We start from the raw sequence: 24,762 nt of genomic DNA on the forward strand, positions 1-24,762 counted from the left end.
GCGCTGACGCATTCGCTGATAGCCCCGCTGGGGGTCGCCCGCGACGGGCGAGGCGGCGTCACCGACGGGGACGCTCGAAACCGCGGCTGTACCGTCGCCGCACGGGTGCAACTCGTGTCAGACGTCGGTCAGACGCCAACGGACAAACGGTTTTACCACGGAGGCTGAACCACGGGGCATGGAAAGTCTCAATCGCATGGCGATCGAGCTGGTCGACGAGGCCCTCGACTATGCCGAGGAGTTGAATATCGGCGGCTACGACCTCGAAAACGACGCGACGGTGCTCGACTTCGGGCTCGAGTTCGACGGCGGGATCGAATCGGGGCTGCTGTTGACCGAGATACAGACCGCGGGGATGGCGACGCCGAGCTACGAACTCGGCGAACTCGGCGACGCCTCGGTACCCTACGTCGAGCTATCGACGGACCAGCCGGCGCTCTCGTTGCTCTGTTCCCAGAAGGCCGGTTGGGAGGTGCTGACCGAGGACTTCGAGGGACTCGGCAGCGGTCCCGCCCGGGCGTTGGTGGCCGAAGAGGAGGAGTTCCGCCGCATCGGCTACACCGACGCCTTCGATCTGACGGCACTGGCGATCGAGACGGATGCGGACCCGACCGAATCCGTCGCCGAGCACGTCGCCGAGCGCGCCGAGGTCGAGACGAGCAGCGTCTTCCTGCTCGCCTATCCGACCGCGAGCCTCGCCGGCAGCATCACGAACGCCGCCCGTGCCGCCGAACTCGCGACGTTCCGACTCGCCGAACTCGGCTACGACCCCCTCGACATCATCTCCGCGACCGGTCGCGCGCCGGTCGCGCCCGTCGCGGGCGACGAACGGACGGCCATCGCCCGGACGAACGACGCCATCGCCTACGGCGGGCGAGCGCATCTCACCGTCCGGGAGGACAGCGACCGTTTCGACTCGGTACCGTCCACGGCCGCCGCGGACCACGGCCGCCCGTTCGGTGCGATCTTCGACGACCTCGACTGGGACTTTTCGGAGGTGCCTTCGGATCTCTTCGCGCCCGCCTCGGTGACGGTCGACGTGGTCGGCGGTCCGACGTACGTCCACGGCGAGACGGACGAAGACCTCCTCGTCGACTCCTTCGGACTGTAGTCGTGCAGTTCAAACCGGTTCCGGAACCGCCCGCGGACCGCACGCTCCTCGCGACGGTCCGGCGAGCACTCCCCGCGACCGCCGGTGCCGTCGACGACTGTTGTCAGCGACTCGTCGACGAGACGCCCCTCGAGACCCGCGAGACGGCGGCGACGTGGCTCACCTTCCTGCGCGCGCTCGAGGTCGCGAGCGAGGAACCGGCGGGCTTTCGCCGTCGCGACGCGAGTTCGGGCACCGAGTCGGACACTCCGGACGACCGTGACCGGGAGGAACTCGGGCGGGCGTTTCGCGAACGCGTCTACGGGGCCGAAACGGTACTGACCGTCCTCGAGCGGGCCGACGGCCCACGGACGGTCGAGGAAGTCGTCGATGCGGTCCGGGAGCAACGACGGGCTGAAGACCGAACGCGACCGAGTCGCGCCACGGAGCACCGACGCGAACGGATCGAACGGCTCCTCGGGTGGGCCGTGATGTTCGATCTGGCCGAGCGAGACCGGGCCGGATACCGGTCGATACGGGCATCCGAGACGTGAACTGCGGTAGTATCTCGAGGGCGCGAAAAGCCCGGAGCGACACCGATGTCCGGTTACTGCGACGAAACGCCATGACTCCGGCCCGCATCAGGGGTCACGCTCCGTCGGTTCCTGGCCGTGTTTCGTCTCTTTGATCATCGAGCAGAGGTACTCGTCGCCCCAGTCTTCCATCGCGCGAATGACCGGCTCGATTGCCTCGCCGTGATCGGTCAATCTGTACATGACGTGATGGGGCCGTTCGCTGACGACCGTCCGTTCGATCAGGTGATTCTCCTCGAGCGTCTTGAGCGACTTCGAGAGCGACTTGCTCGAGATGCCGCTGGTCGACTTTTTCAGGTCACTGAACCGGAGAGGACCGTGTTCCAATAACCGATAGATGACCACCGGGTCCCACTTGTTCCCCATTATCTGGATCGTAGCCGTCACCGGACACCAGGGCTCATCACTATGCTGATCGATCATCCGTCGGAGGTTGTCTCTCATAGTTACCTATCAAGGGACGTTGGCATCCGGACGACTCCGTTCTCGAAACGGCAGTTCACGAATAGCGTCCCTGAGCGCCCAGTCAATCGGGTAGCGTATTAGCCCTTGTCTCCGTCAATTCGCTCCGGATAGAGGTCAGCGAAAACGACTCCCGTAACCCCGAGTTGGCCGCGCCAATACCGGCGGTAACGCAGACTCCGCGGCGATGTAGTATACTGGATACATACGATCGGACACTCCGAAAGACTGGTTATAAATCTCAGCATGAGGGGCCGTAAATAATTCGTGTCGGCGGAAACAGTACTCCCGGCTCCCCGCGAACGGTCGCCGACAGTCAAAAGGAAAAGGGAGGTGTCGGGTTACAGTTCCTCTTCGAGGTCGGTGGACTCGGTCTCGAGTTCGACCGTCCCGTCTTCGACTTCGAGGTCGACGTTTTCAGTCTCGTACTCGAAGGAATTATCGGACATTTCCATCTCCGTGTCTCCGACGGCGAAGTCTTCGACCGAACCGTCGCTAACTTCGAACTCGACATCCTCGCCGTCGTCGGTCTGGGTCTCGATATCGGCGTCACCTTCGCCCTCGTAATCGAGACCAGCACCGTCGAGTTCGTAGCCGTCGTCGGTCGTTTCGAGATCGACACCCTCAGGCGTCTCCAAGTCGATGTTGCCGTCCGAATCGATCTCGAGGTCGGTACCGTCGTTGTCTTCGAATTCGATACTATCGGACGTGGCATCGAGTTCGACGCCGTTCTCTTCGAAATCGACGCCATTGGCGGTGTCCACGCCATTGTCGTCCGTGTCATCCTCGTCGTCCTGTGCAGTTACCGGTCCGGCCATCCCCACGATGAGTCCGATACCGATCGCGGCGATGAGCGCGAGCCGGAGTGTGTCTGTTATTTTATTCATTGTGTTCACTGCACGGAGCGACTGCTCCGTACAGTACGACAGACACCGACGAAGCGAAAAAGGGTATCTGAATGATGTGTTACCGGGTGTACGGTAACACAGTAGAAATCGGGTTACGAGTCGGTTACTCGATCTCTATTACCGCAGGACCCATAGATTGAAAGATGGTTCTCTCTCGTCGGTGAAACCAGCTATACGGGTTCGGTTCGTCGACCACTATCGGGTTCATTTTTCTGCCAACCGTACTACCAATCACTATCCATACTACTTTGCATACATAAACCAACAACGGAACCGATTACTCCTCGGACAGGCAGCCGGGAACCCAGTCGCCGTCGAACTCGTCGTGGGTGTACGGTTTGGCGTCCTCGCCGGCGTAGGTTGCGACGAGTTGTCCGTCGCCTTCGAGATGGTACTTGTACGTCGTCAGTCCCTCGAGCCCGACGGGGCCGCGGGCGTGGATCTTGCCGGTACTGATGCCGACCTCCGCGCCGAGCCCGAACCGATAGCCGTCGGCAAAGCGGGTCGAGGCGTTGTGGAAGACGCTCGCGGAGTCGATGCTGCGCATGAACGTACTCGCGCGGTCGGCGTCCTCGGTGACGATCGATTCCGTGTGCTTCGAGCCGTGGGTCGTGACGTGATCGATCACGGCCTCGAGCGAGTCGACCACCTTGACGGAGACGATCAGATCGCCGTACTCGGTGTCCCAGTCGGCCGCGGTCGCGGCCGCGACGTCGACGATCTCGCGAGTGGCTTCGTCGCCGCGGATCTCGACGTCGGCGGTCTCGTAGCGGTCGGCGATCGCCGGTAGGAACGCCTCGGCGACGTCCTCGTGGACCAGCAGGGTCTCGACGGCGTTGCACACCGCTGGATACTGGACCTTGGCGTCGTAGGCGATGTCTTCGGCCATCGAGAGGTCGGCCGCGTCGTCGACGTAGACGTGGCAGATCCCCTCCGTGTGGCCCAACACGGGGATGCTCGTGTTGTCCTGGATGTAGCTGACGAATTCGGAACTCCCCCGCGGCATGAGGAGGTCGATCGACTCGTCCATCTCGAGCAGCGCATCGACGTCCTCGCGGGCCTCGATGTGCTGGGCCCAGCCGTCCGGGATGTCGGCGTCGGCCGCGGCGTCCGCGATGATCTCGAAGAGGATGCGGTTCGAATGCAGCGCCTCGCTGCCGCCCTTGAGGATGACCGCGTTCCCCGACTTCAGGCCGAGCGCGGCGATCTGGACGAGCGCGTCGGGGCGAGACTCGAAGACCGTTCCGACGACGCCGATCGGGACGGCGACCTTGTAGAGTTCGAGGTCGTCGTCGAGTTCCCTGGCCGAGAGCGTCCGACCCAGCGGGTCGTCCTGCTCGGCGACGCTGCGGACCATCTCGGCGATGCTCTCGACCTTCGACGCGGAGAGTTTCAGTCGGTCGACCAGCGCCTGCGTGTACTCGCCGGCCTCGAGCAGCCGCTCGCCCTCCTCGACGTCCGTCTCGTTTTCGGCGAGGATCTCGTCGGTTCGGGCCTCGATGGCGTCGGCGATCTCGTGCAGCGCCGCCGTCCGCTCCTCGTCGGAGAGTTTCGCCAGCTCGAGGGCCGCGTGTTGTGCCTCCTCGACGTCGGCTTCGATGTCGGTTTCAGTCATCGCTCACACCGTTGATGGGGACGAATATGGTCCCCACGGGCTTTGCAGTAGCGATCCGCTCGAGCACGTCGGGCTCGGTGGACTTCGCGATGACGGCCGGAATCCCGTGTTCGCTGACATCGCGTGCGCCCTCGACTTTCGTCTGGATGCCGCCGAAGCCGTCGGACGTGGTCTCGCCGATGATCCGCTGGACTTCGTCGTAGTTGGTACCGACCGCCTCGATGCGCTCGGCGTCGTCGTCTTCCTTCGGGTTACCCGTGTAGACGCCGCCGACGTCGGTCAGCGTGACAAGCAGGTCGGCGTCGACGCCCATGGTCGCCGCCGACGAGAGCATATCGTTGTCGCCGATCCGGATCTCCTCGGTCGCGACGGCGTCGTTCTCGTTGATGATCGGGACGACGCCCCAGTCCAGCAACGTCTCGACGGTGTTCCGGAGGTTCGTGAACCGCCCGGGGTTCTCGAGGTCGTGCTGGGTGAGCAGGAGTTGAGCCACTTTCCGGTCGTACCGGTCGAAGCTCTCGGTATAGCGGTGCATGAGGTGGCTCTGGCCGACCGTCGAGAGCGCTTGCGACTCCTCGACGGTCCCGCTCGACTGCTCGATCCGGCCCGTCCCCGCGCCGATGGCACCCGACGAGACGAGGATGACCTCTTTCCCCCGCGAGAGGAGGTCCTCGATGTCGTCGACGAGTTTGTCGAGTTTCCCGTCGTCGAGGTTCGAGTCGTCGTCGGTCAGGGAATTGGTCCCGGCCTTGACGATCACGCGGTCGGCGTCGGCCGCGAGCCGTCGCGCCGCCGTGACGGTCGCCTCCTCGAGTCCCTTACTCATCGTTGAATTCGGCCGCCAGTTCCGCCGACCGTTCTTCGGCCGCCGCCACCGCCTCGGCGACGTTCGCTTTGGCGTCGCTGTCCCAGAGGACGTCCATCCCCTCGATGGTCGTCCCGTTTGGCGAACAGACGGCGTCGATCAGGTCCTCGATGTCTCGGTCCGACCGGAGGACGGTCTCTGCCGCGCCTTTGAACGTCTGTGCCGCCAGCGTTTCGGCGTGACCCTCGTCGAGGCCACCCTCGACGCCCGCCTCCGCCATCGCCTGAATGAGATAGAAGACGAAGGCGGGACCGCTCCCGTTGACCGCGGTGGCGATGTCCATCTGGGACTCGTCGATCTCGGCGAACTCGCCGACGTCGTCGAGCAGTGTCCGCACCTCGTCGGTGACGCCCTCGGCGGTCACGGCCGCCGCCATATCGCGCGTCTCGGCGGCCAGGTTCGGCATGATCCGGACGACGTTCGCGTCGGTCCGCGCGTCGACGTAGTCGGTAGAGACGCCCGCAGCGATGGATATCAGCGTCTGCTCCGGGGTGAGATCGAGATCGTCTAGCACTGCGCCGACGATGTCCGGTTTTACCGCGACGACAACCACGTCCGACTCGGCCGCTTCCGAGACGTCCGATGTCGTGCGGTCGACGTAGTCGGCGACCGACTCGAGGGCGTCGGGATCGAGGTCACACGCGATTACCGTGTGACCCCCGGCCCGCCAGAGCCCCTTTATCAAGGCGCTCCCCATGTTTCCGCATCCGATAACGCTCGTCTGTACCATCTTGTCTTAGTTCAGGAACCGAGGCGAACATACCAACTTTGGTTTCGATCGGTCCGGCGGCGTCGAGCCGTACGGCCGGGTTGGAGTAGAAACGCGGCGAGACGCCCTCTCTGCCGTCGGCTCCGCGACCCGACCCATCGAGAGGGCGACGCGAGGCGGACGGACGGCACGGCGATACGCGACGCCTTCTTAAGCGAACCCGAGGATGACGGAGGTGATCGCGTCGACGATCGTCTCCCAGACCGAGACGCCGGTCCCGATCTGCAACACCGTATCGAGCCCGAAAAAGAGGAACAGCCCCGCGCCGGCGAGGTGGGCGAGCCTAGCATCGAAGCGGTGTGAGAACCTGTGGAAGAAATAGGCGTTGACCGCGCTCACGGGAACGATCGCGAGCATTTCGCCGGCCCAGATCGCGGGGTGAGCACCGTACTGAACGGCGAGCCCGATCGTGACGAGCTGGGTCTTGTCGCCGAACTCCCCGACGGCCATCAGGGCGAAGATCGGCACGAACCCGCGGAGATACGGCGGCAGGTCGTAGCCGCGGATCGAAACGTCGATCTCCGCGGCCGTCGCCGCACCGCCGTTCGTCACGGCCGGTCGCCGGCTCCCCTCGGGTGCCGATCGAACGAGCAGGACCGCAAAGAGCAGGAACAACCCCGCCGTGATCGCATCGAGATAGACCTGTGGGAGGACGCCTTGAATCGCCGCGCCGAAGCCGATTTCGAGGGCCGTCCAGCCGGCGAACGCACTCGCCGCGGCGGCGACCACGATCCGGGGATCGTACCGGGTCGCCAGCCCTGCGATGATAAACTGGACCTTCTCGCCGGGGAGCACCGACAGCTGCAGGACGAACGCGGCGACGAGCACCTCGAGCCAGCCAGTCATGCGTCAAAAACGGTGAGGAAGCGATGTCGGTCAGTGACGCCACCGATCATATCCGAGCTAGCCCCGTCTAATGTATACGTGTTATGGATCAAAAACCTGGAGGACGAGCGGGCGTACGGTCCGCTCGGTCCCGAAACCGGCGTCGTCCCCGCGACTCCGGGCGGTTACTCCATCGGGAATACGTCGGTGACCGTCCCGACGCCCTTACTGCGGCCCTCCCGGAAGACGAACTTCTGGCCCTCCTCGACGAGGTACGGACGGAACTTGAACCGAACGGTGCTCTTGCCCGTATCGCCCGGCAGGAGCCGGCCGTCTTCGGGGTAGAAGGCCGCGGCCTCGCCGATCGTCTCGAGGTGGACGACGGGCTCGTACCCCTCGCCGATCCGGGTCGGATGGTTGAGCACCATGACCTCGGCTTCGAACTCCCGGACGGGATCGGGGTCGGCGTCCCGGGGAAGCAAGACCATGCCGCGCTCGATGGCGCTCTCTTTGATCCCCTTGAGCGCGATCCCGACGATCCGGCCGGCTTGTGCCGCATCGACCCGGTGGTAGTGCATCTCGATCGAGCGGACCTCGACCTCCTGGAAACGGCCGTCAGCCATCGGACCGATCAGGAGTTCGTCGCCGGCCTCGACTTCGCCGGCCATGACGGTGCCGGAGGCGACCGCACCCACGCCGGTAACCGAGTAGCTCCGATCGACGTACATCCGGAACTCGCCGGTGTCCTGAGCGGTCTTGGGGAGTCGATCGAACAGTTCGTCCAGCGTCTCCAGGCCCTCCATCGTGATCGCGCTGGTTTCGACGATCGGGACGACCCGTTCGCTGATCTCCTCGAGCGCGGCGTTGACGCCGTGGCGGCTGACCCGAAGCGGCGACTTGTCGACCTCCCGGAGAAGGCGCTCGACTTCGCGTTCGACCTCCTCGACGCGGTCCTCGTCGACGGTGTCGGTCTTCGTGATCGCGACGATCGTCGGGAGGTCGGTCGCGAGCAACACGCCGAGGTGCTCCCGGGTCGTTCTGGTCGGCCCGTCGTCGGCGGCGACGACCAACAGCCCGTAATCGAGTTTCTGGCCGACGAGTCCGCGGATCGTCGTCCGAAGCCACGGCTCGTGGCCGACGGTGTCGACGAAGGAGACGAGCCGATCGGCCTCCTGGACGACCGCGGCGCGGTCGGCCTTTCGATCGGGGTTCCGGACTCGGACCGGCCCCTCGTCGTCGAAGCCGTAGACGGCGTAGGACAGGTCGGCGGAGAGGCCGCGCTCGACCTCGTGGGGTTGGACGTCGAGGAACGCGCGGGTCGCACCGTCCCCGTCGTCCGGTTTGCCCGTCACCAGCGAGCCGACGAGCGTACTCTTTCCGTGGTCGACGTGGCCGGCCGTCCCGACGACGACGTGTTCGTCGTCCGTCTCGAGGACGCCGCCCTCCCGAACCTGTGCGACGCCGACCAGCCCCTCGTTGATCCCCCAGGTCTGGACGTCCTCGATGTGTGCGTCGGCCTCCTCGGCGAGCAGCGAGAGGACGTCCATCGTCTCGGAAAACGTCTCGGGATCGATACCGGCGAGACCGCCGTCGTCGGTGACGCCAACCACGTACGTCGCCTCGCCGTCGCCCGAAAGAAGTCGATGTCGGAGTTGCGCAGCCAGGCTCTCCCGCCGTCCACCCTCGAGGTGGACGTCCCGTGACAATCGCTCTTTGAATTCGACGTTGCCACCGTCCTGTTCGCCACGGTCCAGGGCCCGCTCGAGGAGGGCCCGGTCACGGCTCATACCCGCTGGTAGTAGATCACATGGCAAAAGCCTTCCCGTACATTGACAATAGCTGTCACGGGAGTGCTACGCGTCGATACGAAAACGGCGGCTCGCCGACGGGACCGGCCGTCGAACCATGCTCGGCTCTCCTCGCGTCGGCGGTGAGACACCAACCAGGGACGCATTCCGGGGCCGGTTTCAAGACGCTCGAGGTCCTACGGGCGGTATGAGCGTCAGCGGCCTCTGTCAGATCTGTGAATCCCGACCCGCCCAGGAACGGTGTTCCAACTGCGGCACGCTCGCGTGCGAGGTACACTTCGAGGAAACCGCGGGCCTGTGTGCTGACTGCGCCTCGCAGGCCCAGCCGGGTCCCGGGAACGACGACGTCGAGATCAACCGGTTGTGAGCCGTCGCCCGGCCGACCACACCGACCCGGTGCCCGCGATCCGTGACCTGCTCGGCGAAGCGCTCGGCGTCGGCGAGACGTATCGCCTCCGACTCGAGGAGCGCGACGGCCGGCTCGTCGCCGAGCATCCGAACGACGACAGTCCAATGGCCATCGCCGTCGTCGAGGGACTGGACGGACTCGAGGAACGGCCACCGCCGGAGCCGGTGACGGTCGAGATCGTCGGTCGGGTCGTCGACGGCCGGATCGCTGGGAAGGTGGTCGATACGGAACACGGGAACCGCTGAGTTCCGCGACGAGCGGACCGGTCGGGGAACGGGGCGGTAAACGGGACGAAACGCGTTCGCGGGCCGAAACCCATACCTTTATTTTCCCCTACAGAACGCACACTATGTCCGTCAGCCGCCGGCGATTCGCTCCTCGAGCAGGGAGACGAGCAGTCCTGCCTGCAGTTCACGGTTCGGATTACGGACGTCGAGATCACAGTGACGATGTCGACGGCTCAGCCGCTCTGCGGCGCGTAGTCGGGGTCGCGTGCGTTCGCTACCGATACCGATTCAGCCGCTTCTTGAGCCGCTTTGCGGCCTGCGCGCTCGCTCTCGCGAACTCCTCGCCGTCGTCTTCCCCTGCGAAGATAATCCCGCGCGAGGAGTTGACTAACCCGACGCCGTCGGCCAGTCCGTACTCGACCGCCGCCTCGGCGTCGCCACCCTGTGCGCCGATGCCGGGCACGAGGAAGGGCAGCTCAGGCACCTGTTCGCGCAACTCCTCGAGTTCCGCCGGCTGGGTCGCGCCGACGACGAGCCCGACGTTGTCGTTCTCGTTCCAGCGATCGGCCAGCGCCGCGACCCGCTCGTAGACCGGTTCGCCCGTCTCGAGTTCGAGGTCCTGAATGTCGGCCCCGCCCGGGTTGGAGGTCCGACAGAGGACGAAGACGCCGGCCTCCTCGTTCGAGAGGAACGGCTGCAGCGAGTCCCGGCCCATGTAGGGGTTGACGGTGATCGCGTCGGCTTTTGCGAGTAACTGCGCGTACTGACGGGTCGTGTTCCCGATATCGGCCCGCTTGGCGTCTAACAGGACCGGCACGTCCTTCCCGTGGGCGTACGCGATCGTCTCCTCGAGCGCGGCCCACCCGTCCGGATCCTCGTAGAAGGCCGCGTTCGGCTTGAAGACGGCGGCGTGGTCGTGCGTCGCGTCGATGAGACGGCGGTTGAACGCCCACCGCGGGAGGTCGTGTTCCTGCAGGTGGTCGGGGATGCGCGACGGGTCGGGGTCGAGCCCGACGGAGACGACGCTGTCGACCGTTCGAATGCGGTCGTGCAGTCGGTCGAAGAAGTTCATGGCGGGACTGGCCCCGCGACGGTCGAAAAGGTTGCTATCCGCTCGGCCGACCGCACGGGTACCCCGTTGACGGCCCCGGTCGGATCGAGCCGCGTTACGCTTCGAGGACTTCGATCAGGTTTCCCTCGGGATCGCGCAGAAACATGATCGTGGTCCCGCTCTCGGTCGTCCGCGGCTCGCTGATCGTCGGCACGTCCTCGGGAAGGTGCTCGGCGAAGGACGCGAGATCGTCGACGGCGAAGCCGACGTGTGACGCGCCCGGCTGATTGAGCCCCGCTGCCGGGGAGCCCCGCGCTTCGGGGTCGTACTCGACGAGTTCGATCCTGGTCCCGTCCGCCTCGAGATGCGCGAACTCGGCACTGGCACCGTCGACGTCGACGGCGTCGGCGAAGGCCTCGTCGCCGACGCTGAACCGATCGATGACCGAGAGGTCGAGCACGTCCCGGTAGAACGCGAGCGTCTCCTCGAGGTCGGCGACGGTGAGACCGACGTGGTGTGCGCTGAGAGCCGTCATCACTCCGGTGGTACGAGCGCGCCGGAAAAACGCTTCCGGCTGCGCCGCCCGCGGGCGGGCGATGGCGACCCTCTCGCACCTCCGTTCATTCGACGACGGCCCGGACCTGGAGGTACTCGACGCGGACGGCGTTGTCCCCGAACCAGTCCTCGAGCGCGGCGACGGCGTCCCGGCGGAGCGCGGCCCGGGCGTCGTCGTCGTCCATCCGCCGGAGGACGGGCGAGAGCGGGCCGGACTCCTCGGCGAACTCGCGCCAGAAGTGATGGGGCGTGGCGTACCGGAACTCGAGCAGCCGACGCTGGAACGAGCAGTCCGCGACGCCGGCGAACTGCTCGCGGACGAAGTCGGGGTCGCCCCACTCGAGGTGGGACCACGGGTCGCTCGGCGAGTCGGCGACGTGATCGGTCAGGACTTCGGTGAGGTCCCCGACGACGCCGGTGGGCGACCAGGCAGTGAAACAGACCCGACCGCCGGGTTTGGTCACGCGGCGAAGTTCCGCCCCGGCGCGGGTCGAGTCCGGCGCGAACACGTGGCCGAAGTTCGAGAGGACGACGTCGAACGCGTCGTCGGGGACGGGCAGCGTTTCGGCGTCGCCGGCGAGCCAGGTGATGTCGTCGTACCCCGCGAGGCTTGCGTTTTCGCGGGCGAGGTCGAGCATGTCGTGGGCGAGGTCGAGGCCGACGACCGCCGCGCCCGCTCGGCGGGCAGTCAGTGCGGCGTTGCCCGTCCCGCACCCGACGTCGAGGACGCGGTTGCCCGGATCGATGCCGGCGACGTTGATCAGCCGTGCGATGGCGGGCAGCATGTTCGGTGCCATCGCGGGATAGCGACCGGCCGACCAGACGTGTCTCGCCGATTGCTCCCCGGATTCGGTCGGGTCTGTCATACCCACTGCTCAGTCGCCACGAACAAAAATAGGTAGCTGATTCGAACTGCTTTCGGCCGGCATCGAATGCCAGGTTCGAGGACCGCCGGCGCACCCGACCGCGCTCGGTCCGGAGTAGCGCTTATCTCCCCCGAGAATGAGGGACGGGTATGACGCGCGTCGCGCTCATCGCCCACGACGAGAAGAAAGCGGACCTTATCGACTTCGCACGGACACACGAGACACAGCTGCGAGCGTACGATCTGATCGCGACCGGGACCACGGGACAGCGGCTGATAGACGAGACCGGCCTCGAGATAGAACGCAAGGAGTCGGGACCGCTCGGCGGCGACCTGATGATCGGGTCCGAGGTCGCGGAGGGGATCCTCGACGGCGTCGTCTTCCTCCGCGATCCGCTGCGAGCCCAGCCCCACGAGCCCGATATCTCGGCGCTGCTCCGGATCTGCGACGTCCACGACACGGCGCTCGCGACGAACCTCGCGTCCGCGGAGTTCCTCATCGAGGGGCTGGCGGAGTAGCCCGTCGCCGTCTCGTCGCCCGAGCGGGACCGACACGCCCGCGGGCGATGACCGAGCGGACGGAAGGGATAGCTTCAACCGGCTCGAGCCCCCTGTCGTACCCATGCCACGAGCGGTCGTCTTCGATCTCGATTACACGCTCGCCGTCCCGCGACGGGATCGGGCGACCCTCCTCGAGGAAGCCACGGCCGCGACCGGTGCGCCGTCGCTCACCCGGCAGTCGTACCTCGAGGCCCACCGCCGAAACCTCACCAGCGAGACGCGCGAGCCGATCTTCGCCGACCTGCTCGCGGACAGCGAGAGCGACGCCGATCCGGCCGCCGTCGCGACGGCCTACCGCGAGACGATCGCCGACGCCCTCGAGCCGCTGCCGGACGTCGAAGCGATGCTCGCGGAGTTCCGCGATGCGTACCGTGTCGGGCTGCTCACCAACGGCCCGGTCCGCGCCCAGCGGCACAAACTCGAGACGCTGGGCTGGGAGGACGCCTTCGACGCCGCGCTCGTAACGGGTGAACTCGAGGCCGGCAAACCCGACCCGCGAGCGTTCGCGGCGATTACCGACGAATTGGGCGTCGCGCCCGGCGACGCGGTCTACGTCGGCGACGAGGTCGAGGCCGACGTGCGGGGCGCGACCGAGGCCGGGTTGCGGGCGATTCAGGTGCTGCTCGCGGACGGTCCCGATCCCGATCCCCGCGCCGCCGCCCACGTCGAGCAGGCGGACATCGCGGCGACGCTGCCGGGGATCGTCGCGGCGCTCGACTGACGTGCTAGCCGCCACGACCCGGCACGCGCCACCGCTCGCGAGACGGCGGCTACGCGTCGCGTTCCTCGAGCCGGCGGCTCACGGTCTGTAACACGTCCGTCGTTCGCTTGACTGCAGCCCCGCTCTCGACGAAGACGAGCGTTTTCGGCGGCTGCGTCGCCTTCGGCCGTACCCTGAGGTCGACATCGGCTGCCGCCGCTGCCGCGATGTCCTGTCCCGCCTCGAACTCGAGGTGGGCTCTGTCATCGTGTACGAAGACACGAGCAATGCGTTCGTCGCGGCGAGTCATGTCGTAGGCGCGCGCGCCGTCGGCCGTCGGCTCGACGTCCCGATCGGCGTTGGTGACGGCGTACTCCGCGAGTTCGCCGTCCTCGCGGCCGTCGACCTCGCTCGAGAGGAGTTCGGCGATCCGGCGACCGTCGGTGATCCGTTCCTCGACCATACCTGCCGGTCGGGACGGCGAGACTAACCGTCTTCGGTGTCGGTGACGGCTTCCCTGGCGACCGGGGCGAGTTCGTCGACGTCGACTCCCTCGCGGCGGGCGTAGACGACCGCGGCTGCCTCGATGGTCAGCCCGAGTTCCTGCTGGAGGGTGTTGATCGCGCCGACCGCCTCCTGTTTCTCCGTGCCCTCGGCGACCAGCGAATCGAGGACGCGTTCGAACGCCGAGCGTTCCCGCAGGAGGTCCTCGTCGGGGGCGAAGTCCTCCGGCACCGTCACCTCGCCGGGATCGAACGTGACCGCGAGCCCGTCGTCGTCGCGCTCGAGGAGTCCCTCGCCGGTGGCGACGTCGATCAGCCGCGTGGCCTGATCGGGAGAAAACCAGTCCCGATCGAGCGAGAGGGCGACGACGAACTCGTTTTCCTTGAGGCGACGGGTGCCGTTCTGGATGAACGGGGCGGCGACCGCGACGCGGAGGCTCATCGGCGTCGACTTCCTCGAGCGGTGAGAAAACGATGACGGTTCCGCCCGGCCGCGGTCGGGAGGGTGCCGACGGCGATCAGTCGGAGGCGCGACCGCCGCCACCGCTGTTGCGGTCGGCTCGGGACGGCGGCGGGAACTCGCCGGCGCTGGGCTTCGGGGCTTCGGGGAGGACACAGCGATCGGGTTCGCGATTGACGTGCCGGTACTGGGTCGGCGCGTTCGCGAGCGGATGGGCGGGGTTTTGATCGCTGTCGATCCGTGCGGCCCGCACCTCGTCGAAGCCGCTGAGCCGGGCTCGAATCCCGCGCCAGTGGTACTCCGTCGCGGTCGGGACGGAGACCGGCCGCGGCGACTTCCCGTCCGGGTGCTGTGTCGCGAGGATGGCGCTGTTGACGTTACTGGCGAGCGCGTCGTGGTCGATGAGGACGCCGACGTCGGCGTCTCGCGGCGCTCGCGCGGCGAGGACGTCGAGTCCGAGGTGGAGGGCGCGGTACTCCGCAACGTTGTTGTCCGGCGGCGTGTCTGCGGTCGCGACGCGTGCGACGCGAGTGCCGTCGCGCGTTTCGATAACGGCACCCAGCCCACCGCTCGAGCCGCGGAAGGACCCGTCAGTAGCGACGTAGAAGTCACGGTGGTGGGTCCGCGGGGGATGGGCGATGTGAGGCGTGGGCGACTCGTCGAACAGATCCCGCAGTGCGGGCCGGCCGTGAGCGGCCATGGATGGCCGTAGGCCGGTTATCTACTTAATTATGTCGTCCGCGATAACAAATGCCAATGTAGCTCTAGGGAGTGCTCCGTGTGGAACCATCTCATTCAGTAACCAGTCCTCCGAAATGAATTGTCGCCTCGAGTAACTGATGTTCCGAAAGCAGCACAGATAGCGGCTCTGTACGCCAAATATGGAGTCCGGGACGGTTGCGCGTTTCGACCGGGCGGTCCGGACCCAATCTGTGTTGGCAGTAGGAGTAATACCACTGGGTGCTAAAGCGACATATGAGCCAGACGAACGCCAGTCGGATGGAAGCGGCCTGTTCCCTTCTCGCGGAGTCAGAACGCCGGTTTCTCCTCTACCAGCTCGCGGACGAGCACTCCGCGAACCTCGAGGATCTCATCGCCCAGGTCGCGGCCTGGGAACTCGACGCGCACGCCGACGCGATCGACAAGGAGGTGCGACAGCGCGTCTACGTCTCACTGGTTCACAACCACCTGCCGCGGCTCGAGGACTACGACATCATCGAGTACGACCTGCGGAGCGGCGATATCGTGCTGGCGGAGGGGTTCGAGGACATCAAACCGCTGCTCGAGCAGTTCAGACAGACCGAGGCCGAACCCGAACTCCGGGAACGACCCCCGCTCTGAGCTGCTCCCCGTCGTCCGGACCCGACTACCGTCGTTCGTCTCCCGTCTGTCGCCCCGGATCGCCCCGTGCGGGTGAGTTCGCTTCGAACCGTAACGCATAGGGGACCTCTATCGAGATAGCCTTCGTGAGCCGCTATCGAAACCTGTTACTCTTCCTGATACTCGCAACGTTGTGGGGATCAGCCTTCGTCGCGATCAGCGCCGGCCTCTCCTACATTCCGCCGATCCTGTTCGCGGCGCTGCGCTACGATATCGCCGGCCTCCTGATGCTCGGCTACGCGGTCTACGCCGTCGAGCACTGGCTGCCCCGCGGCCGACTCGAGTGGACGCAGGTCGCCGTCGGGGCCGTACTCTTGATCGCGGCCTATCACGCGTTCCTGTTCGTCGGGCAGCAAAACACGACGGCCGCGGCGGCGGCGATCCTGGTGAGCCTCTCGCCGGTCCTGAGTACCGGGTTCGCGCGGCTGCTGATGCCCTCCGACGCCCTCTCGCCGGTCGGCATCGTCGGCGTCGTCATCGGGCTGGTCGGCGTCGGCGTCATCGTCCAGCCCGATCCGGCTAACCTCCTGACGACCGGCTCGGTGGCGAAGGGGCTCGTCTTCTGTGCCGCGGCCGCGTTCGCTCTGGGCAGCGTCCTCACCCGCCGGCTCGACGCCTCGCTGCCGATCGAGACGATGGAAGCCTGGTCGATGCTCGGGGGTGCCCTCGTCATGCACCTCGTCAGCGTCGCGATCGGCGAGCCGATCGAGCCGGCGGCGTGGACCAGTCCCGAGGCGATCGGCGCGCTCGCGTACCTGTCGGTGGGTGCGAGCGCGGTCGGCTTCCTCATTTACTTCGACCTGCTCGAGCGACTGGGTGCCGTCGAGATCAACATGGTCTCCTACGTCGCACCGGTCGTCACCGCGGTCGTCGGCTGGCTCTACCTGGACGAAGTCGTCGATACCGCGACGCTCGCCGGGTTCGCCCTCATCGCCGTCGGCTTCCTCCTCGTCAAGCGGCGAGCGATTCGCCGGGAAGTCGGTACCGTCCGGTCGCGCGGCTCGAGCGAGTGAGCCGCCGGAGTTGGGACGCCGGGCGGTCCGGAGCGGGTGAGCGGCCAGCCGACGGCGAACCGCGCCGCTACCGGCGATGTGCGTGGCCGACGTAGAGCGCGAGGAGGTTGGTAACCAGCAAGCCGAGGAACACCACGCAGTCGAGCGAGGACGACAGCCCGGTCGCGAGCAGGGGGAGGTAGAGTACCGGCAGAGCGATGGCCGTCCAGAACCCCGCGGCGCGAATCGGGGACGCGAGTCCCGGCACGGCGCGCTCGAGCGCGCCGTGGTCGTCGTCACGGCGGTCGCTCGGCGGACTCGATTCGCCGGACCGCTGTTCGGACGGGGACGGGCTCGGCATCGAACTCACGTGGTGTGTCACCCGTGCCGGCGACGACGCAAATATCGGCCCCACCGTTTCGAGCCGTCTCACGAGTGGCCCGCAGTCGGGCGGTGTGAACGGGAGCTTTCCCGCGGTAAATATCCTGTTTCCCACGATATCCGCGGCCGCTCGGCTACGCGGTCGTCGTCGGGGACGGGAAAGCGCCCGCGACGGGGCCAGTCAGGTGAGCCGCTCGCCGTCGTCGTCGAACGCGAGTTCGCAGTCGTCACAGAGCCACCAGCCGACGAGCGGGTCGCGCCGGGCGATCTCCGCGCCGCACTCGGGACACCGCCGCGAGCGCTCGCTCAGAGGGACGGTCATTCGTTCGGCCCGCCACTCTCGGACGCGCCGCGGGTGCGCGAGACCAGCCCGGGCGGGACCGAGCAGCCACAGGGGCTGACCGATCCCGTGTGGGGGCCGCTGGCGGTCACGAACGTCACGGGCTCGCCACAACTGGGACACTCGGGACGCGACCACGAGCCGTCGTCGCTCGCATCGGGCTTGTCGCCCCCGTCGGAGCCGCCGCTCGCGTCGAGGGCGTCGCTCCCATCGGACGCGTCACCCATCGCGCTCACCCCTCGAGCCCGACGGCGACGCGACGGCCGCTGGGACCGGCACGGAGCGGGCTGGGAACAGCGCGGACACCGCGGCGACTGCTGCGGACAGCGCAGGGGCTAATCGGAGGTGGCGATTCGGCTGTCGTGCGGGATGTTTATATCCCGGTAGAATGAACGGAATCATGCTTCCGAAATCCCTCGTGTGGGATTTGGAAGCCAGTCTCGGGTGCTACTACACCCGGGGCGTTTTCGTACGCCCCTCTCGGAGACGTGGCCTCCGCGTTAATGGTTGGGCTGTTGTTACTTATACCTACTGTTTCCGGCGGGGAATTTATCGCTCGGTTCGAGGCTGCTGGACGAGGAGTCGGTCCCCGGTCGATGGGTTTCTCCAGACGGGTCTCCGTGCGGCGGCCTCACCTCCTCGAGAGCGGTCCCGCTCAGGACACCACCCGTTCGATGCCGCCGGAATCCACGTACTGTCGTCGTTCGCAGCACGGTCATCGCCTCCGTCAGTTTCGTCACTCGTGTCGGACCCGTCACCCACCGTGCCCATCCCTCGAGTCGAAGGCGGCGCGGCGACTGCTACGGGCAGCGCGAGGGCTGATCGGAACTGTCGATTCGGCTTTCGCAGCAAGGTCGTACGGGATGTTTATATTTCGGTAGAATGAACGGAATCGTGCTTCCGGAATTCAGGCTAGGGGATTTGGAAGCCAGTCTCGGGTGTGCCAGCACCCGGGGCGTTTTCGTACGTTCCTCTCGGAGACGTGGTCTCCGCATCAATGGTTGGCTCGTTGTTATTTATGGCGACTGTTTCCGGCGGGGAATTTATCGCTCGCCTCGAGCGAGCGCCGCCCCGCGCTCGATCAACTGGGGAGAAACACGGCGAGCGCTCGGCCGCTACGCACGGCCGTCATCGAGACCGGTCCCGGCCGGCGACTCGAGCACCACGGTTTCGCCGGCGGTCATCGAATCGCCCGTCTCGACCGCGATGTCATCGATGTCGACTGCGGGCGGAAACAGCAGGTCGACGCGGCTGCCGAAGGCGATGTGACCGATTCGATCGCCGCGCTCGAGGCCGTCGCCGCGCTCGGCGTAGGGATGGATACGGCGGGCGAACGCGCCGGCGATCAGCGTTACCTCGGCGTCGGAATCCGATTCGGCGGGGCTGGCGGTCGGCGTCTCCGCCGCTCCCGGCGTGCCCCCGTCGTCCGCGAGCGTCGCCGACTCCTCGCCGGTCGACGGCAGGTTCGGGGAGTCGGTCTCGAAGCGAACGTGGACGCGTTCGTTGCGGTCGGACTCCTTCGAGAAGGCGGGGCGGTTCGCGCCGGCGATATGTTCGACGTCGGCGACGCGGCCGGCGAACGGGGCGCGGACGACGTGGACGTGCCAGACGTTCATGAAGACGCCGAGCCGGACCCGGTCGCCCTCCTCGCGGAGGACGGAGACGGTGCCGTCGGCCGGCGAGACGACGCCCGTCGGCGGCGGGGTGCGCTCGGGGTCGCGAAAGAACGCGAGCGTCCCGGCACCGACCGCGAGCGCGACGAGGCTCGCCGTGACGCTGACGAAGATGGCGAACGGGGCAGCGAGCAGGGGAAGGATGGCGTACTTCCAGGCCCCCGGCGCGAAGTTCATGACCGAATCGACGGGATCGAATCGTATGGCCGTTACGGAACGCTCACTCGGCGTCGCTCGCACGCCGACCGCGTGCAGTCCGTCGGCGCGGAATCCGGAGCCCAACCCCACGGATAGCGACCGTTCGCCGACCGACCGGCCGGCGATCGTGGCCGCTGACTCGCCGTCGCCTGCTCGCACGGGGGCCGTGCGATCACCGCGGACTCGTTACAGCGGCGACTGTAGGCCGGCCGTACCGTCCCGATAGCCCGCGTCTTCCGCCGTCGCGGGCCGATTGGCGAACGAGGATCGTGCTCGAGCGACCGACCCAGCACCGAAGACGCTCGCATCCCGCGGCGGTGCGGTCGCGCGGATCGGGTTTTCCCGCCGCTACAGAGCCGCCGTGGCTGCTGGTGACTAAGCATAACAATGGGCCGCTTCGTGTCGCAAGCGATCGCCAGCGATGAACCGACGAACGTATCTCGGCGCGGCCGCGGCGGTCGCGCTCGCCGGCTGTTCGAGCACCGAAGAGGCAGAGAACGAGACCCCGGAGGACGGGTCCGCCGAGGACGGAACGGCGTCCGACGACGGGGCGGAGGTCACCGCGTTCGACGACTTCGAGGACATCAGCGAGTGGGACGTTCCGATCGGGACCCTCTCGGCGGACGCCGATCGAACATACACCGGGTCCCAATCCGCGCGGCTCGAGTCGGGCGACGGGGACGACCAGGTCAGAGTCGTTCGGGACCTCGAAACGCCCCGCGATCTCTCGGGCACCCGTCCCGCGCTGGCGCTGGCGACGGAGGAGCAGGCCGATATCGTCGTCCAGTTGCTCGACGAGGACGGCGACCGGATCGACTTCCGGCAGCGCATCCACACCGACACGTCGCTCGTGCAGTGTAACTTCGGAATCGACACTATCGACGGCGAGCCGGACTGGAGCGCCGTGAGCGAGGTGCAAATCATCCGCTGGACGGGCGAGGACGACAAGGGGGCGGTGTGGGTCGATGACCTCCGATTCGTCGACGCGCCGGAGACCGGGCAGGTCATGCTCCAGTTCGACGGCGGCTACGAGACGGATTACACGCGCGCACTCCCGATCCTCGAGGAGTACGACTTCCCGGCAGTATCGTTCCTCACGACGGGGCGAATCCGCGAGGCCGACGGCGACGAGGGCGAGCACCTCGTTCGCGATCAGGTGACGGCACTCGCCGACGCCGGCTGGACGATCGGAAGCCACTCGGCACACGGGGCCGACCTCACCGACCTCTCGTCGGATCGCGACCCCGAAACGGAGGTCAGCGACGCCGTGGCGTGGCTCGAGGACGCGGGGTTCGAGTCGGGCGCGCGGTACTTCTCGTACCCGTACGGTCGGTACGACAGGGCCACGCTCGAGGCCGTCACGGCGCACCACGACCTCGCGTTCGCCGGGCGCTACCCGTCTCAGGGGGCCGCCGCGAACCCGTACCTCTGTTCGCGGGTCACCGCTCCCGACGCCGACGAGGCGCGTTCGATACTCGACCTCACCGCCGAACGAGGCGGCATCACGTCGCTCGCCTTCGGCGAACTCGACGACGACGCCGAGTCGACGCTCGCGGAGACGGTCGACTACCTCGCCGAGCTCGAATCGGCCGGCGAACTCGAGGTGATCCTCCCCTCGGACGTCGAAGATACGATCGTTCACTGACGGCTTGTCCCACCGCTCGAGCCGTCGCCGGCGCTACCGCGAGACAGCGGCCGGAAACGTGATGCGAACCCTCGAACCTAACCGAATGCCATCGCCAGGAGTGCGACGGTCGCGTAACGACCGGCTGTCGACGGGCCGGCGGTCCCGCCGTTCAACGATAGTAGCCACTGCAAGTCATTGCACACCTGATCGCACGACAGCGTTGCGATCAGTGTGTAAATCGTTTCAGTTGCTACTATAGAGCGCAGCGACCGCGGAACTGCAGGGCGTGCGTCGTCGGGCGACCGGAGACGGGTGCGTCCGGCAGTTCAGTCCCAGAACGACTGCGTTCGGGCGTACTCCCGTTCCTTCGAGAGGATGTCGCGGTAGAACTCGGCGTCGTCCTCGCGGAGTTTGTTGATGATCTGGGCGGCGTTGTGGGGACCGACCCCGCGGGCGGCCATGGCGATCACGGCCTGTTTCCCGTGGCTCTGGACGAGACTCGCCGCTCGGAACGCGCGTTCGGTCATCTCCCGCTGTTCCGCGTCTTTGGCCTGGGATCTGACCGCCTGCACGACCTCGTCGGCCCACGGGTTCAGCGAGGCGATCCGCGTCGAGCCACAGTCGGGACACTCGGGTTGGTCGGCCACTCGTTTGACCGGCGTTTTCACCTTCCACTCCGTGCAGTGGGTACACAGCAGGATGACGCGGTCGTTCTGCAGTCGCTCTTTGACCGTCTGGATGACGCTCGCATCTGCGTTTTCGGGCGCGAGCAGTTCCTTGCCGCCCGACGACCGACCGCCCAACCCGACCGGCGTCCGGCCGCGGTGGGTCACCACCTCGAGCGCTCCCGATTGGATCCCCTCGAGCACCGCACTCGCGCGCTCGATATCGAGGTCCTCGTGGAACACCTCCCGGATCGCCTCCTCGTACATCGGCGTGTCCTCGAGCGCCGAGAGCAACCGGTCGTTCGAGAGCCGTCCCGACCCCTTGCTCTGCCAGCGTTTGAGTGCGCCGAACTTCGCCGAGACCTGTGCGAGCCGGAACGCGAGCGCGTCCGAGCGCTTGAGTCCGAGTTCGACGATCGCTTCGACGTGATCGGGATCGGTCTCCTCGAGCACGTCGATGATCTCGCTGGTCGCGATCGAGTTCGGCACCTCGAGCTCGATCCGGTAGGGATCGGTCTCGAGACCCACCGAAGAACCGGCCCGCTGGCCCAGCAGCGCCGACAGCATCCGGCCGAGCGTCTCGTTGGCCGTGTGGCCGAACGGCGCGTTGAGCACGATCGTCCGCCCCTGTCGCTCGAGGACCAACCGCTCGGCCGTCGGCATCGGCGACTCACCCTCGACCTGGGCCTCGAGTTGGGTGCAGGCCTCGGTCAGCGTGTCCTCGTCGGCGGGATAGCGGCCCGCGAGTTCTCGGCCGACCGCGGCGGCGTCGGCCCCGGCGGCCAACTGCGGTTCCGCGACGGCGCGGATCTCGCCGACCTCACCCGCGACCGCGGCGGGGACCGGAATCTCCTGCCCGATCCAGGAAGGCACCTCGCCGGCGGGGTCTTCGATCGGGCTGACCTTGACTCGAGCCTCCTCGTCGTCGATCTCGGCGATCCGCCACATCTCGCCGCGTTGGATGAACACCGCGCCGGGCTGGGCGAAATTGACGACGAACCGCTCGTCCAAGGTCCCGATCTGGCCCCCCGAGGCGATGTCGTGGACCTCGTAGGTCTCCTCGTCGGGGATCATCGAGAGGTTTGCGTAGACGTACTGCCAGGTGCCGCCGGTGGTCTCGATGCGGTCCTCGCCCTCGTCGAACCACAGGATACGGTTACGATCGAGTTCTCCGATGATCTCGCGGATCGTCGCTTCGGGCACGTTCCGGAACGGATACGACCGTGTGACGGTCTCGACGGCCTCGTCGACGGGGGTGTCCCCGCGACTCTGGACGATCGCCGGCAACTGATTCGCCACCACGTCCAGACTGCCCTCGTGGATCGCCGCCGGTTCGACCTCGCCGTCGCGGGCCCGGCGAGCGATCGACAGCGCCTCGAACGTGTCGTCCGGCCGCGTCGTGACGATCGTCCCGCTCGAGACCGCGTCCTGACGATGACCCGCCCGTCCGATCCGCTGGAGGAGTCGAGTGACCTGCCGCGGACTCTTGTACTGGATCACGTGATCGACCTGTCCGACGTCGATCCCGAGTTCCATCGACGAGGTACAGAGCAGGCCGTCGATCTCGCCGGCCTTGAACCGATCCTCGACATCGATCCGGGCCTCCTTCGAGAGCGAGCCGTGGTGGACCCCGATCGGGAGGTCGAGTTCCTTGAACCGCGAGCCCAGCGCTTCGGCCGTCTGCCGCGTATTAACGAAGATCAGTGTCGACTCGTGATCGGCGACCAGATCACGGATCAGCCGGACGTGGCTGGCCGTGTCCGCTTCGGTCAGCAGTTCGCCCGCCAACCGCTCGTCTTCGGCCGTGACCTCGGGTTCGCGCACCGTCACGTCGACGTTGCTCCCGACGTCGATCTCCCGGATTTCACAGGGGCGGCCGCCCGTGAGGAACTGCCCGACTTCCCCCGGGTCGCCGACGGTCGCCGAGAGGCCGATCCGCTGGATCGGGCCGGCGAGATCCCGAAGCCGCTCGAGGGCGATCGCCAACTGCGCGCCGCGTTTCGACGCGGCGAGTTCGTGGACTTCGTCGATCACGACGTGGGACACGTCCGCGAGCGCCTCCCGAAGCCGCTCGCCGGTGAGCATCGCCTGGACGGTCTCGGGCGTCGTGATCAACACGTCCGGCGGGTCCTCGGCTTGCTTGCTCCGCTGGTAGTCGGTGGTGTCGCCGTGGCGGACGTCGACCGCGAGATCCAGGTACTCGCCCCACCACTCGAGGCGGTCGCGCATGTCGCGGTTCAGGGCCCGCAGCGGGGTGATGTAGAGCGCGCCGAACCCCTCCGGCGGACCGTCTCCGGCAACCAGGTGATCGAAGACGGGCAACATCGCCGTCTCGGTCTTGCCGCTCCCGGTGGGCGCGATCACCAGCGTGTTCTCGCCGGCCGACAGCGGCGGAATCGCCAGTCGTTGCGGTGCCGTCGGTCGGGAGAACCCGCGTTCGGAGAGTGCGCCACGAACCGTCGCTCCGAGGTGCGTAAACGCCGCGACGTCCCCGTCGGTCATCGGAACGCGCTAGGAGCGACCGGCGGATAAGCGCCACGTTTCCGGCATCTCGAGGGGCTTCACTCGCGTCGGAACCGGATTCCGACGAGCGCTGTCGCGTTCGGCGGCGTCACTCCTCGGCCTCGGTGTCGTCGTCGGCGTCCGCATCGTTATCGGCCTCGGCGTCGGTGTCGACGAGTTCGTCGACGATCCCTTCGTCGACGGTCATCTCGCCCGGCTCCGCCGGGTCCGTCTGGACGTGCGACGAGGCTCGCTCGGTGACCTCCTCGTCGGACCGGTCGTCGGCGATCGCGTCGGTGTTCGTCGCCGTCCCCTCGAGTTCGGCACTCCCCTCGGTCGCGTCGCCGGAGGGCTCGACGTCGGGAGCGGTCTCCGAGGCCCCGCTCTCGGGGCCGTCGATCGTGAGGCCCGTGATATCGTCCGGAACGGTAGCCCCGGCTCGGTTCCGGATGGTGTCGATCGACCGCTCGTCCGGCACGGCGTCGACGGCTCGGTCCCGGAGTTCGGCGGGGACAGTGCCCTCCATTTCGTCCCGTACATCGTCGACCGACTGGACGGGCACGTCGTCCCGCGGCCCCAGCACTCGTAAGACGGCGTAGGTGAACACGAGCAAGCCGACCGCCGTGAGGAGGTGTCCGCCGAGACGCTTCCAGGACGGGGCGGCAGCCGTCGATTCCGATTCGGATGCCGCGTTCGACCGCTCGCCGGCGGGTGTTCGAAGTCGCATCGCGATACGTA

28 protein-coding genes are annotated in these 24,762 nt (G+C 66.9%); 9 read left to right on the top strand and 19 right to left on the bottom strand.

From position 1 onward, the window contains the following. Positions 1–178: 178 nt before the first annotated feature. Positions 179–1,111, top strand: coding sequence for a methenyltetrahydromethanopterin cyclohydrolase (gene mch, locus ALTAJ2_RS00745; protein ID WP_007108786.1), 933 nt, complete (start codon positions 179–181; stop codon positions 1,109–1,111). Between the two features lie 2 nt (positions 1,112–1,113). Then, on the top strand, positions 1,114–1,644 hold the full coding sequence (locus tag ALTAJ2_RS00750; RefSeq protein WP_007108785.1) for a hypothetical protein: 531 nt from the start codon (positions 1,114–1,116) through the stop codon (positions 1,642–1,644). Positions 1,645–1,731: 87 nt separating this feature from the next. Here ALTAJ2_RS00750 and ALTAJ2_RS00755 read toward each other — a convergent pair whose 3' ends face one another. The 7 genes from ALTAJ2_RS00755 to ALTAJ2_RS00785 form a co-directional block, all read right to left on the bottom strand. Next, a complete protein-coding gene (locus ALTAJ2_RS00755; protein ID WP_239647677.1) occupies positions 1,732–2,127 on the bottom strand; it encodes a winged helix-turn-helix transcriptional regulator in 396 nt (131 codons plus the stop codon). A 359-nt stretch (positions 2,128–2,486) separates the two neighbouring features. Then, the gene (locus ALTAJ2_RS00760) at positions 2,487–3,032 is read right to left on the bottom strand and encodes a hypothetical protein (protein WP_007108783.1); all 546 of its coding nucleotides are present in this window, start codon (positions 3,030–3,032) and stop codon (positions 2,487–2,489) included. Between the two features lie 298 nt (positions 3,033–3,330). Beyond that, a complete protein-coding gene (locus ALTAJ2_RS00765) occupies positions 3,331–4,668 on the bottom strand; it encodes a glutamate-5-semialdehyde dehydrogenase (RefSeq protein WP_007108782.1) in 1,338 nt (445 codons plus the stop codon). Then, complete coding sequence (proB, locus tag ALTAJ2_RS00770; RefSeq protein WP_007108781.1) at positions 4,661–5,494, bottom strand: glutamate 5-kinase; 834 nt, start codon at positions 5,492–5,494, stop codon at positions 4,661–4,663. Before proB ends, ALTAJ2_RS00765 begins: the two co-directional genes overlap by 8 nt. Then, the gene (gene proC / locus ALTAJ2_RS00775) at positions 5,487–6,263 is read right to left on the bottom strand and encodes a pyrroline-5-carboxylate reductase (protein WP_081603342.1); all 777 of its coding nucleotides are present in this window, start codon (positions 6,261–6,263) and stop codon (positions 5,487–5,489) included. Before proC ends, proB begins: the two co-directional genes overlap by 8 nt. A gap of 189 nt (positions 6,264–6,452) precedes the next feature. Continuing rightward, positions 6,453–7,148 (bottom strand): TMEM165/GDT1 family protein, encoded by a 696-nt coding sequence (locus tag ALTAJ2_RS00780; RefSeq protein ID WP_007108779.1) that lies wholly within the window; start codon positions 7,146–7,148, stop codon positions 6,453–6,455. Positions 7,149–7,312: 164 nt separating this feature from the next. After that, on the bottom strand, positions 7,313–8,914 hold the full coding sequence (locus tag ALTAJ2_RS00785) for a GTPBP1 family GTP-binding protein (protein ID WP_007108778.1): 1,602 nt from the start codon (positions 8,912–8,914) through the stop codon (positions 7,313–7,315). 208 nt (positions 8,915–9,122) lie between these two features. On the opposite strand from ALTAJ2_RS00785, the gene ALTAJ2_RS00790 reads away from it, so the two are divergent. Together ALTAJ2_RS00790 and ALTAJ2_RS00795 are read left to right on the top strand one after the other, a co-directional pair. After that, complete coding sequence (locus ALTAJ2_RS00790) at positions 9,123–9,302, top strand: hypothetical protein (protein ID WP_007108777.1); 180 nt, start codon at positions 9,123–9,125, stop codon at positions 9,300–9,302. 29 nt (positions 9,303–9,331) lie between these two features. Beyond that, the gene (locus tag ALTAJ2_RS00795) at positions 9,332–9,589 is read left to right on the top strand and encodes a hypothetical protein (RefSeq protein ID WP_049900255.1); all 258 of its coding nucleotides are present in this window, start codon (positions 9,332–9,334) and stop codon (positions 9,587–9,589) included. A 256-nt stretch (positions 9,590–9,845) separates the two neighbouring features. Here the strand turns inward: ALTAJ2_RS00795 and pyrF are convergent, their stop codons facing one another. The 3 genes from pyrF to ALTAJ2_RS00810 form a co-directional block, all read right to left on the bottom strand. Then, the gene (gene pyrF / locus ALTAJ2_RS00800; protein ID WP_007108775.1) at positions 9,846–10,643 is read right to left on the bottom strand and encodes an orotidine-5'-phosphate decarboxylase; all 798 of its coding nucleotides are present in this window, start codon (positions 10,641–10,643) and stop codon (positions 9,846–9,848) included. Positions 10,644–10,737: 94 nt separating this feature from the next. Beyond that, positions 10,738–11,157: a VOC family protein gene (locus tag ALTAJ2_RS00805; RefSeq protein WP_007108774.1), complete on the bottom strand. Its 420-nt coding sequence runs from the start codon at positions 11,155–11,157 to the stop codon at positions 10,738–10,740. An 85-nt stretch (positions 11,158–11,242) separates the two neighbouring features. Then, on the bottom strand, positions 11,243–12,043 hold the full coding sequence (locus ALTAJ2_RS00810; RefSeq protein ID WP_007108773.1) for a class I SAM-dependent methyltransferase: 801 nt from the start codon (positions 12,041–12,043) through the stop codon (positions 11,243–11,245). Between the two features lie 149 nt (positions 12,044–12,192). Between ALTAJ2_RS00810 and ALTAJ2_RS00815 the strand changes: the two genes are divergently transcribed. Together ALTAJ2_RS00815 and ALTAJ2_RS00820 are read left to right on the top strand one after the other, a co-directional pair. Continuing rightward, entirely contained in the window at positions 12,193–12,561 is a 369-nt protein-coding gene (locus tag ALTAJ2_RS00815; RefSeq protein ID WP_007108772.1) for a methylglyoxal synthase, read from the top strand. 103 nt (positions 12,562–12,664) lie between these two features. Next, positions 12,665–13,324, top strand: coding sequence for an HAD family hydrolase (locus ALTAJ2_RS00820; RefSeq protein ID WP_007108771.1), 660 nt, complete (start codon positions 12,665–12,667; stop codon positions 13,322–13,324). A 49-nt stretch (positions 13,325–13,373) separates the two neighbouring features. Here the strand turns inward: ALTAJ2_RS00820 and ALTAJ2_RS00825 are convergent, their stop codons facing one another. The 3 genes from ALTAJ2_RS00825 to ALTAJ2_RS00835 form a co-directional block, all read right to left on the bottom strand. Beyond that, positions 13,374–13,766 carry a hypothetical protein gene (locus tag ALTAJ2_RS00825; protein WP_007108770.1) on the bottom strand — a complete coding sequence of 131 codons (393 nt, stop codon included), beginning with the start codon at positions 13,764–13,766 and terminating at the stop codon, positions 13,374–13,376. Positions 13,767–13,789: 23 nt separating this feature from the next. After that, positions 13,790–14,248, bottom strand: coding sequence for a DUF2240 family protein (locus ALTAJ2_RS00830; protein WP_007108769.1), 459 nt, complete (start codon positions 14,246–14,248; stop codon positions 13,790–13,792). Between the two features lie 76 nt (positions 14,249–14,324). Continuing rightward, complete coding sequence (locus ALTAJ2_RS00835; protein ID WP_007108768.1) at positions 14,325–14,966, bottom strand: ribonuclease H family protein; 642 nt, start codon at positions 14,964–14,966, stop codon at positions 14,325–14,327. Positions 14,967–15,241: 275 nt separating this feature from the next. Between ALTAJ2_RS00835 and ALTAJ2_RS00840 the strand changes: the two genes are divergently transcribed. Beyond that, positions 15,242–15,607 (top strand): DUF7344 domain-containing protein, encoded by a 366-nt coding sequence (locus tag ALTAJ2_RS00840; protein ID WP_007108767.1) that lies wholly within the window; start codon positions 15,242–15,244, stop codon positions 15,605–15,607. A gap of 125 nt (positions 15,608–15,732) precedes the next feature. Next, positions 15,733–16,659 carry a DMT family transporter gene (locus tag ALTAJ2_RS00845; protein WP_007108766.1) on the top strand — a complete coding sequence of 309 codons (927 nt, stop codon included), beginning with the start codon at positions 15,733–15,735 and terminating at the stop codon, positions 16,657–16,659. A 67-nt stretch (positions 16,660–16,726) separates the two neighbouring features. Here ALTAJ2_RS00845 and ALTAJ2_RS00850 read toward each other — a convergent pair whose 3' ends face one another. The 4 genes from ALTAJ2_RS00850 to ALTAJ2_RS00860 all read right to left on the bottom strand — a co-directional run bounded on the left by ALTAJ2_RS00850 (position 16,727) and on the right by ALTAJ2_RS00860 (position 19,209). Further along, entirely contained in the window at positions 16,727–16,999 is a 273-nt protein-coding gene (locus ALTAJ2_RS00850; protein ID WP_049900254.1) for a hypothetical protein, read from the bottom strand. Between the two features lie 201 nt (positions 17,000–17,200). Continuing rightward, positions 17,201–17,341 (bottom strand): hypothetical protein, encoded by a 141-nt coding sequence (locus ALTAJ2_RS19520; protein ID WP_007108764.1) that lies wholly within the window; start codon positions 17,339–17,341, stop codon positions 17,201–17,203. Continuing rightward, positions 17,338–17,586 carry a hypothetical protein gene (locus ALTAJ2_RS00855; RefSeq protein ID WP_007108763.1) on the bottom strand — a complete coding sequence of 83 codons (249 nt, stop codon included), beginning with the start codon at positions 17,584–17,586 and terminating at the stop codon, positions 17,338–17,340. Before ALTAJ2_RS00855 ends, ALTAJ2_RS19520 begins: the two co-directional genes overlap by 4 nt. 888 nt (positions 17,587–18,474) lie before the next feature. Next, complete coding sequence (locus tag ALTAJ2_RS00860) at positions 18,475–19,209, bottom strand: protein sorting system archaetidylserine decarboxylase (RefSeq protein ID WP_049900252.1); 735 nt, start codon at positions 19,207–19,209, stop codon at positions 18,475–18,477. A 442-nt stretch (positions 19,210–19,651) separates the two neighbouring features. On the opposite strand from ALTAJ2_RS00860, the gene ALTAJ2_RS00865 reads away from it, so the two are divergent. After that, positions 19,652–20,875, top strand: a complete 1,224-nt coding sequence (locus tag ALTAJ2_RS00865) for a polysaccharide deacetylase family protein (protein ID WP_007108761.1) — start codon at positions 19,652–19,654, stop codon at positions 20,873–20,875. Positions 20,876–21,183: 308 nt separating this feature from the next. Here ALTAJ2_RS00865 and ALTAJ2_RS00870 read toward each other — a convergent pair whose 3' ends face one another. After that, positions 21,184–24,024 carry a DEAD/DEAH box helicase gene (locus ALTAJ2_RS00870; protein ID WP_050031407.1) on the bottom strand — a complete coding sequence of 947 codons (2,841 nt, stop codon included), beginning with the start codon at positions 24,022–24,024 and terminating at the stop codon, positions 21,184–21,186. 109 nt (positions 24,025–24,133) lie between these two features. Beyond that, positions 24,134–24,751, bottom strand: coding sequence for a hypothetical protein (locus ALTAJ2_RS00875; protein ID WP_007108759.1), 618 nt, complete (start codon positions 24,749–24,751; stop codon positions 24,134–24,136). Positions 24,752–24,762 lie beyond the last annotated feature (11 nt).

It is taken from the genome of Natrinema altunense, from assembly GCF_000731985.1.
Taxonomy (GTDB): Archaea; Halobacteriota; Halobacteria; order Halobacteriales; family Natrialbaceae; genus Natrinema; species Natrinema altunense.

Coding starts and splice junctions, on each gene's coding strand:
- mch (WP_007108786.1), top strand. CDS start 179: ATGGAAAGTCTCAATCGCATGGCGATCGAGCTGGTCGACGAGGCCCTC.
- ALTAJ2_RS00755 (WP_239647677.1), bottom strand. CDS start 2,127: ATGAGAGACAACCTCCGACGGATGATCGATCAGCATAGTGATGAGCCC.
- ALTAJ2_RS00760 (WP_007108783.1), bottom strand. CDS start 3,032: ATGAATAAAATAACAGACACACTCCGGCTCGCGCTCATCGCCGCGATC.
- ALTAJ2_RS00765 (WP_007108782.1), bottom strand. CDS start 4,668: ATGACTGAAACCGACATCGAAGCCGACGTCGAGGAGGCACAACACGCG.
- proB (WP_007108781.1), bottom strand. CDS start 5,494: ATGAGTAAGGGACTCGAGGAGGCGACCGTCACGGCGGCGCGACGGCTC.
- proC (WP_081603342.1), bottom strand. CDS start 6,263: ATGGTACAGACGAGCGTTATCGGATGCGGAAACATGGGGAGCGCCTTG.
- ALTAJ2_RS00780 (WP_007108779.1), bottom strand. CDS start 7,148: ATGACTGGCTGGCTCGAGGTGCTCGTCGCCGCGTTCGTCCTGCAGCTG.
- ALTAJ2_RS00785 (WP_007108778.1), bottom strand. CDS start 8,914: ATGAGCCGTGACCGGGCCCTCCTCGAGCGGGCCCTGGACCGTGGCGAA.
- ALTAJ2_RS00790 (WP_007108777.1), top strand. CDS start 9,123: ATGAGCGTCAGCGGCCTCTGTCAGATCTGTGAATCCCGACCCGCCCAG.
- pyrF (WP_007108775.1), bottom strand. CDS start 10,643: ATGAACTTCTTCGACCGACTGCACGACCGCATTCGAACGGTCGACAGC.
- ALTAJ2_RS00805 (WP_007108774.1), bottom strand. CDS start 11,157: ATGACGGCTCTCAGCGCACACCACGTCGGTCTCACCGTCGCCGACCTC.
- ALTAJ2_RS00810 (WP_007108773.1), bottom strand. CDS start 12,043: ATGACAGACCCGACCGAATCCGGGGAGCAATCGGCGAGACACGTCTGG.
- ALTAJ2_RS00815 (WP_007108772.1), top strand. CDS start 12,193: ATGACGCGCGTCGCGCTCATCGCCCACGACGAGAAGAAAGCGGACCTT.
- ALTAJ2_RS00820 (WP_007108771.1), top strand. CDS start 12,665: ATGCCACGAGCGGTCGTCTTCGATCTCGATTACACGCTCGCCGTCCCG.
- ALTAJ2_RS00825 (WP_007108770.1), bottom strand. CDS start 13,766: ATGGTCGAGGAACGGATCACCGACGGTCGCCGGATCGCCGAACTCCTC.
- ALTAJ2_RS00830 (WP_007108769.1), bottom strand. CDS start 14,248: ATGAGCCTCCGCGTCGCGGTCGCCGCCCCGTTCATCCAGAACGGCACC.
- ALTAJ2_RS00835 (WP_007108768.1), bottom strand. CDS start 14,966: ATGGCCGCTCACGGCCGGCCCGCACTGCGGGATCTGTTCGACGAGTCG.
- ALTAJ2_RS00840 (WP_007108767.1), top strand. CDS start 15,242: ATGAGCCAGACGAACGCCAGTCGGATGGAAGCGGCCTGTTCCCTTCTC.
- ALTAJ2_RS00850 (WP_049900254.1), bottom strand. CDS start 16,999: ATGCCGAGCCCGTCCCCGTCCGAACAGCGGTCCGGCGAATCGAGTCCG.
- ALTAJ2_RS19520 (WP_007108764.1), bottom strand. CDS start 17,341: ATGACCGTCCCTCTGAGCGAGCGCTCGCGGCGGTGTCCCGAGTGCGGC.
- ALTAJ2_RS00855 (WP_007108763.1), bottom strand. CDS start 17,586: ATGGGTGACGCGTCCGATGGGAGCGACGCCCTCGACGCGAGCGGCGGC.
- ALTAJ2_RS00860 (WP_049900252.1), bottom strand. CDS start 19,209: ATGAACTTCGCGCCGGGGGCCTGGAAGTACGCCATCCTTCCCCTGCTC.
- ALTAJ2_RS00865 (WP_007108761.1), top strand. CDS start 19,652: ATGAACCGACGAACGTATCTCGGCGCGGCCGCGGCGGTCGCGCTCGCC.
- ALTAJ2_RS00870 (WP_050031407.1), bottom strand. CDS start 24,024: ATGACCGACGGGGACGTCGCGGCGTTTACGCACCTCGGAGCGACGGTT.
- ALTAJ2_RS00875 (WP_007108759.1), bottom strand. CDS start 24,751: ATGCGACTTCGAACACCCGCCGGCGAGCGGTCGAACGCGGCATCCGAA.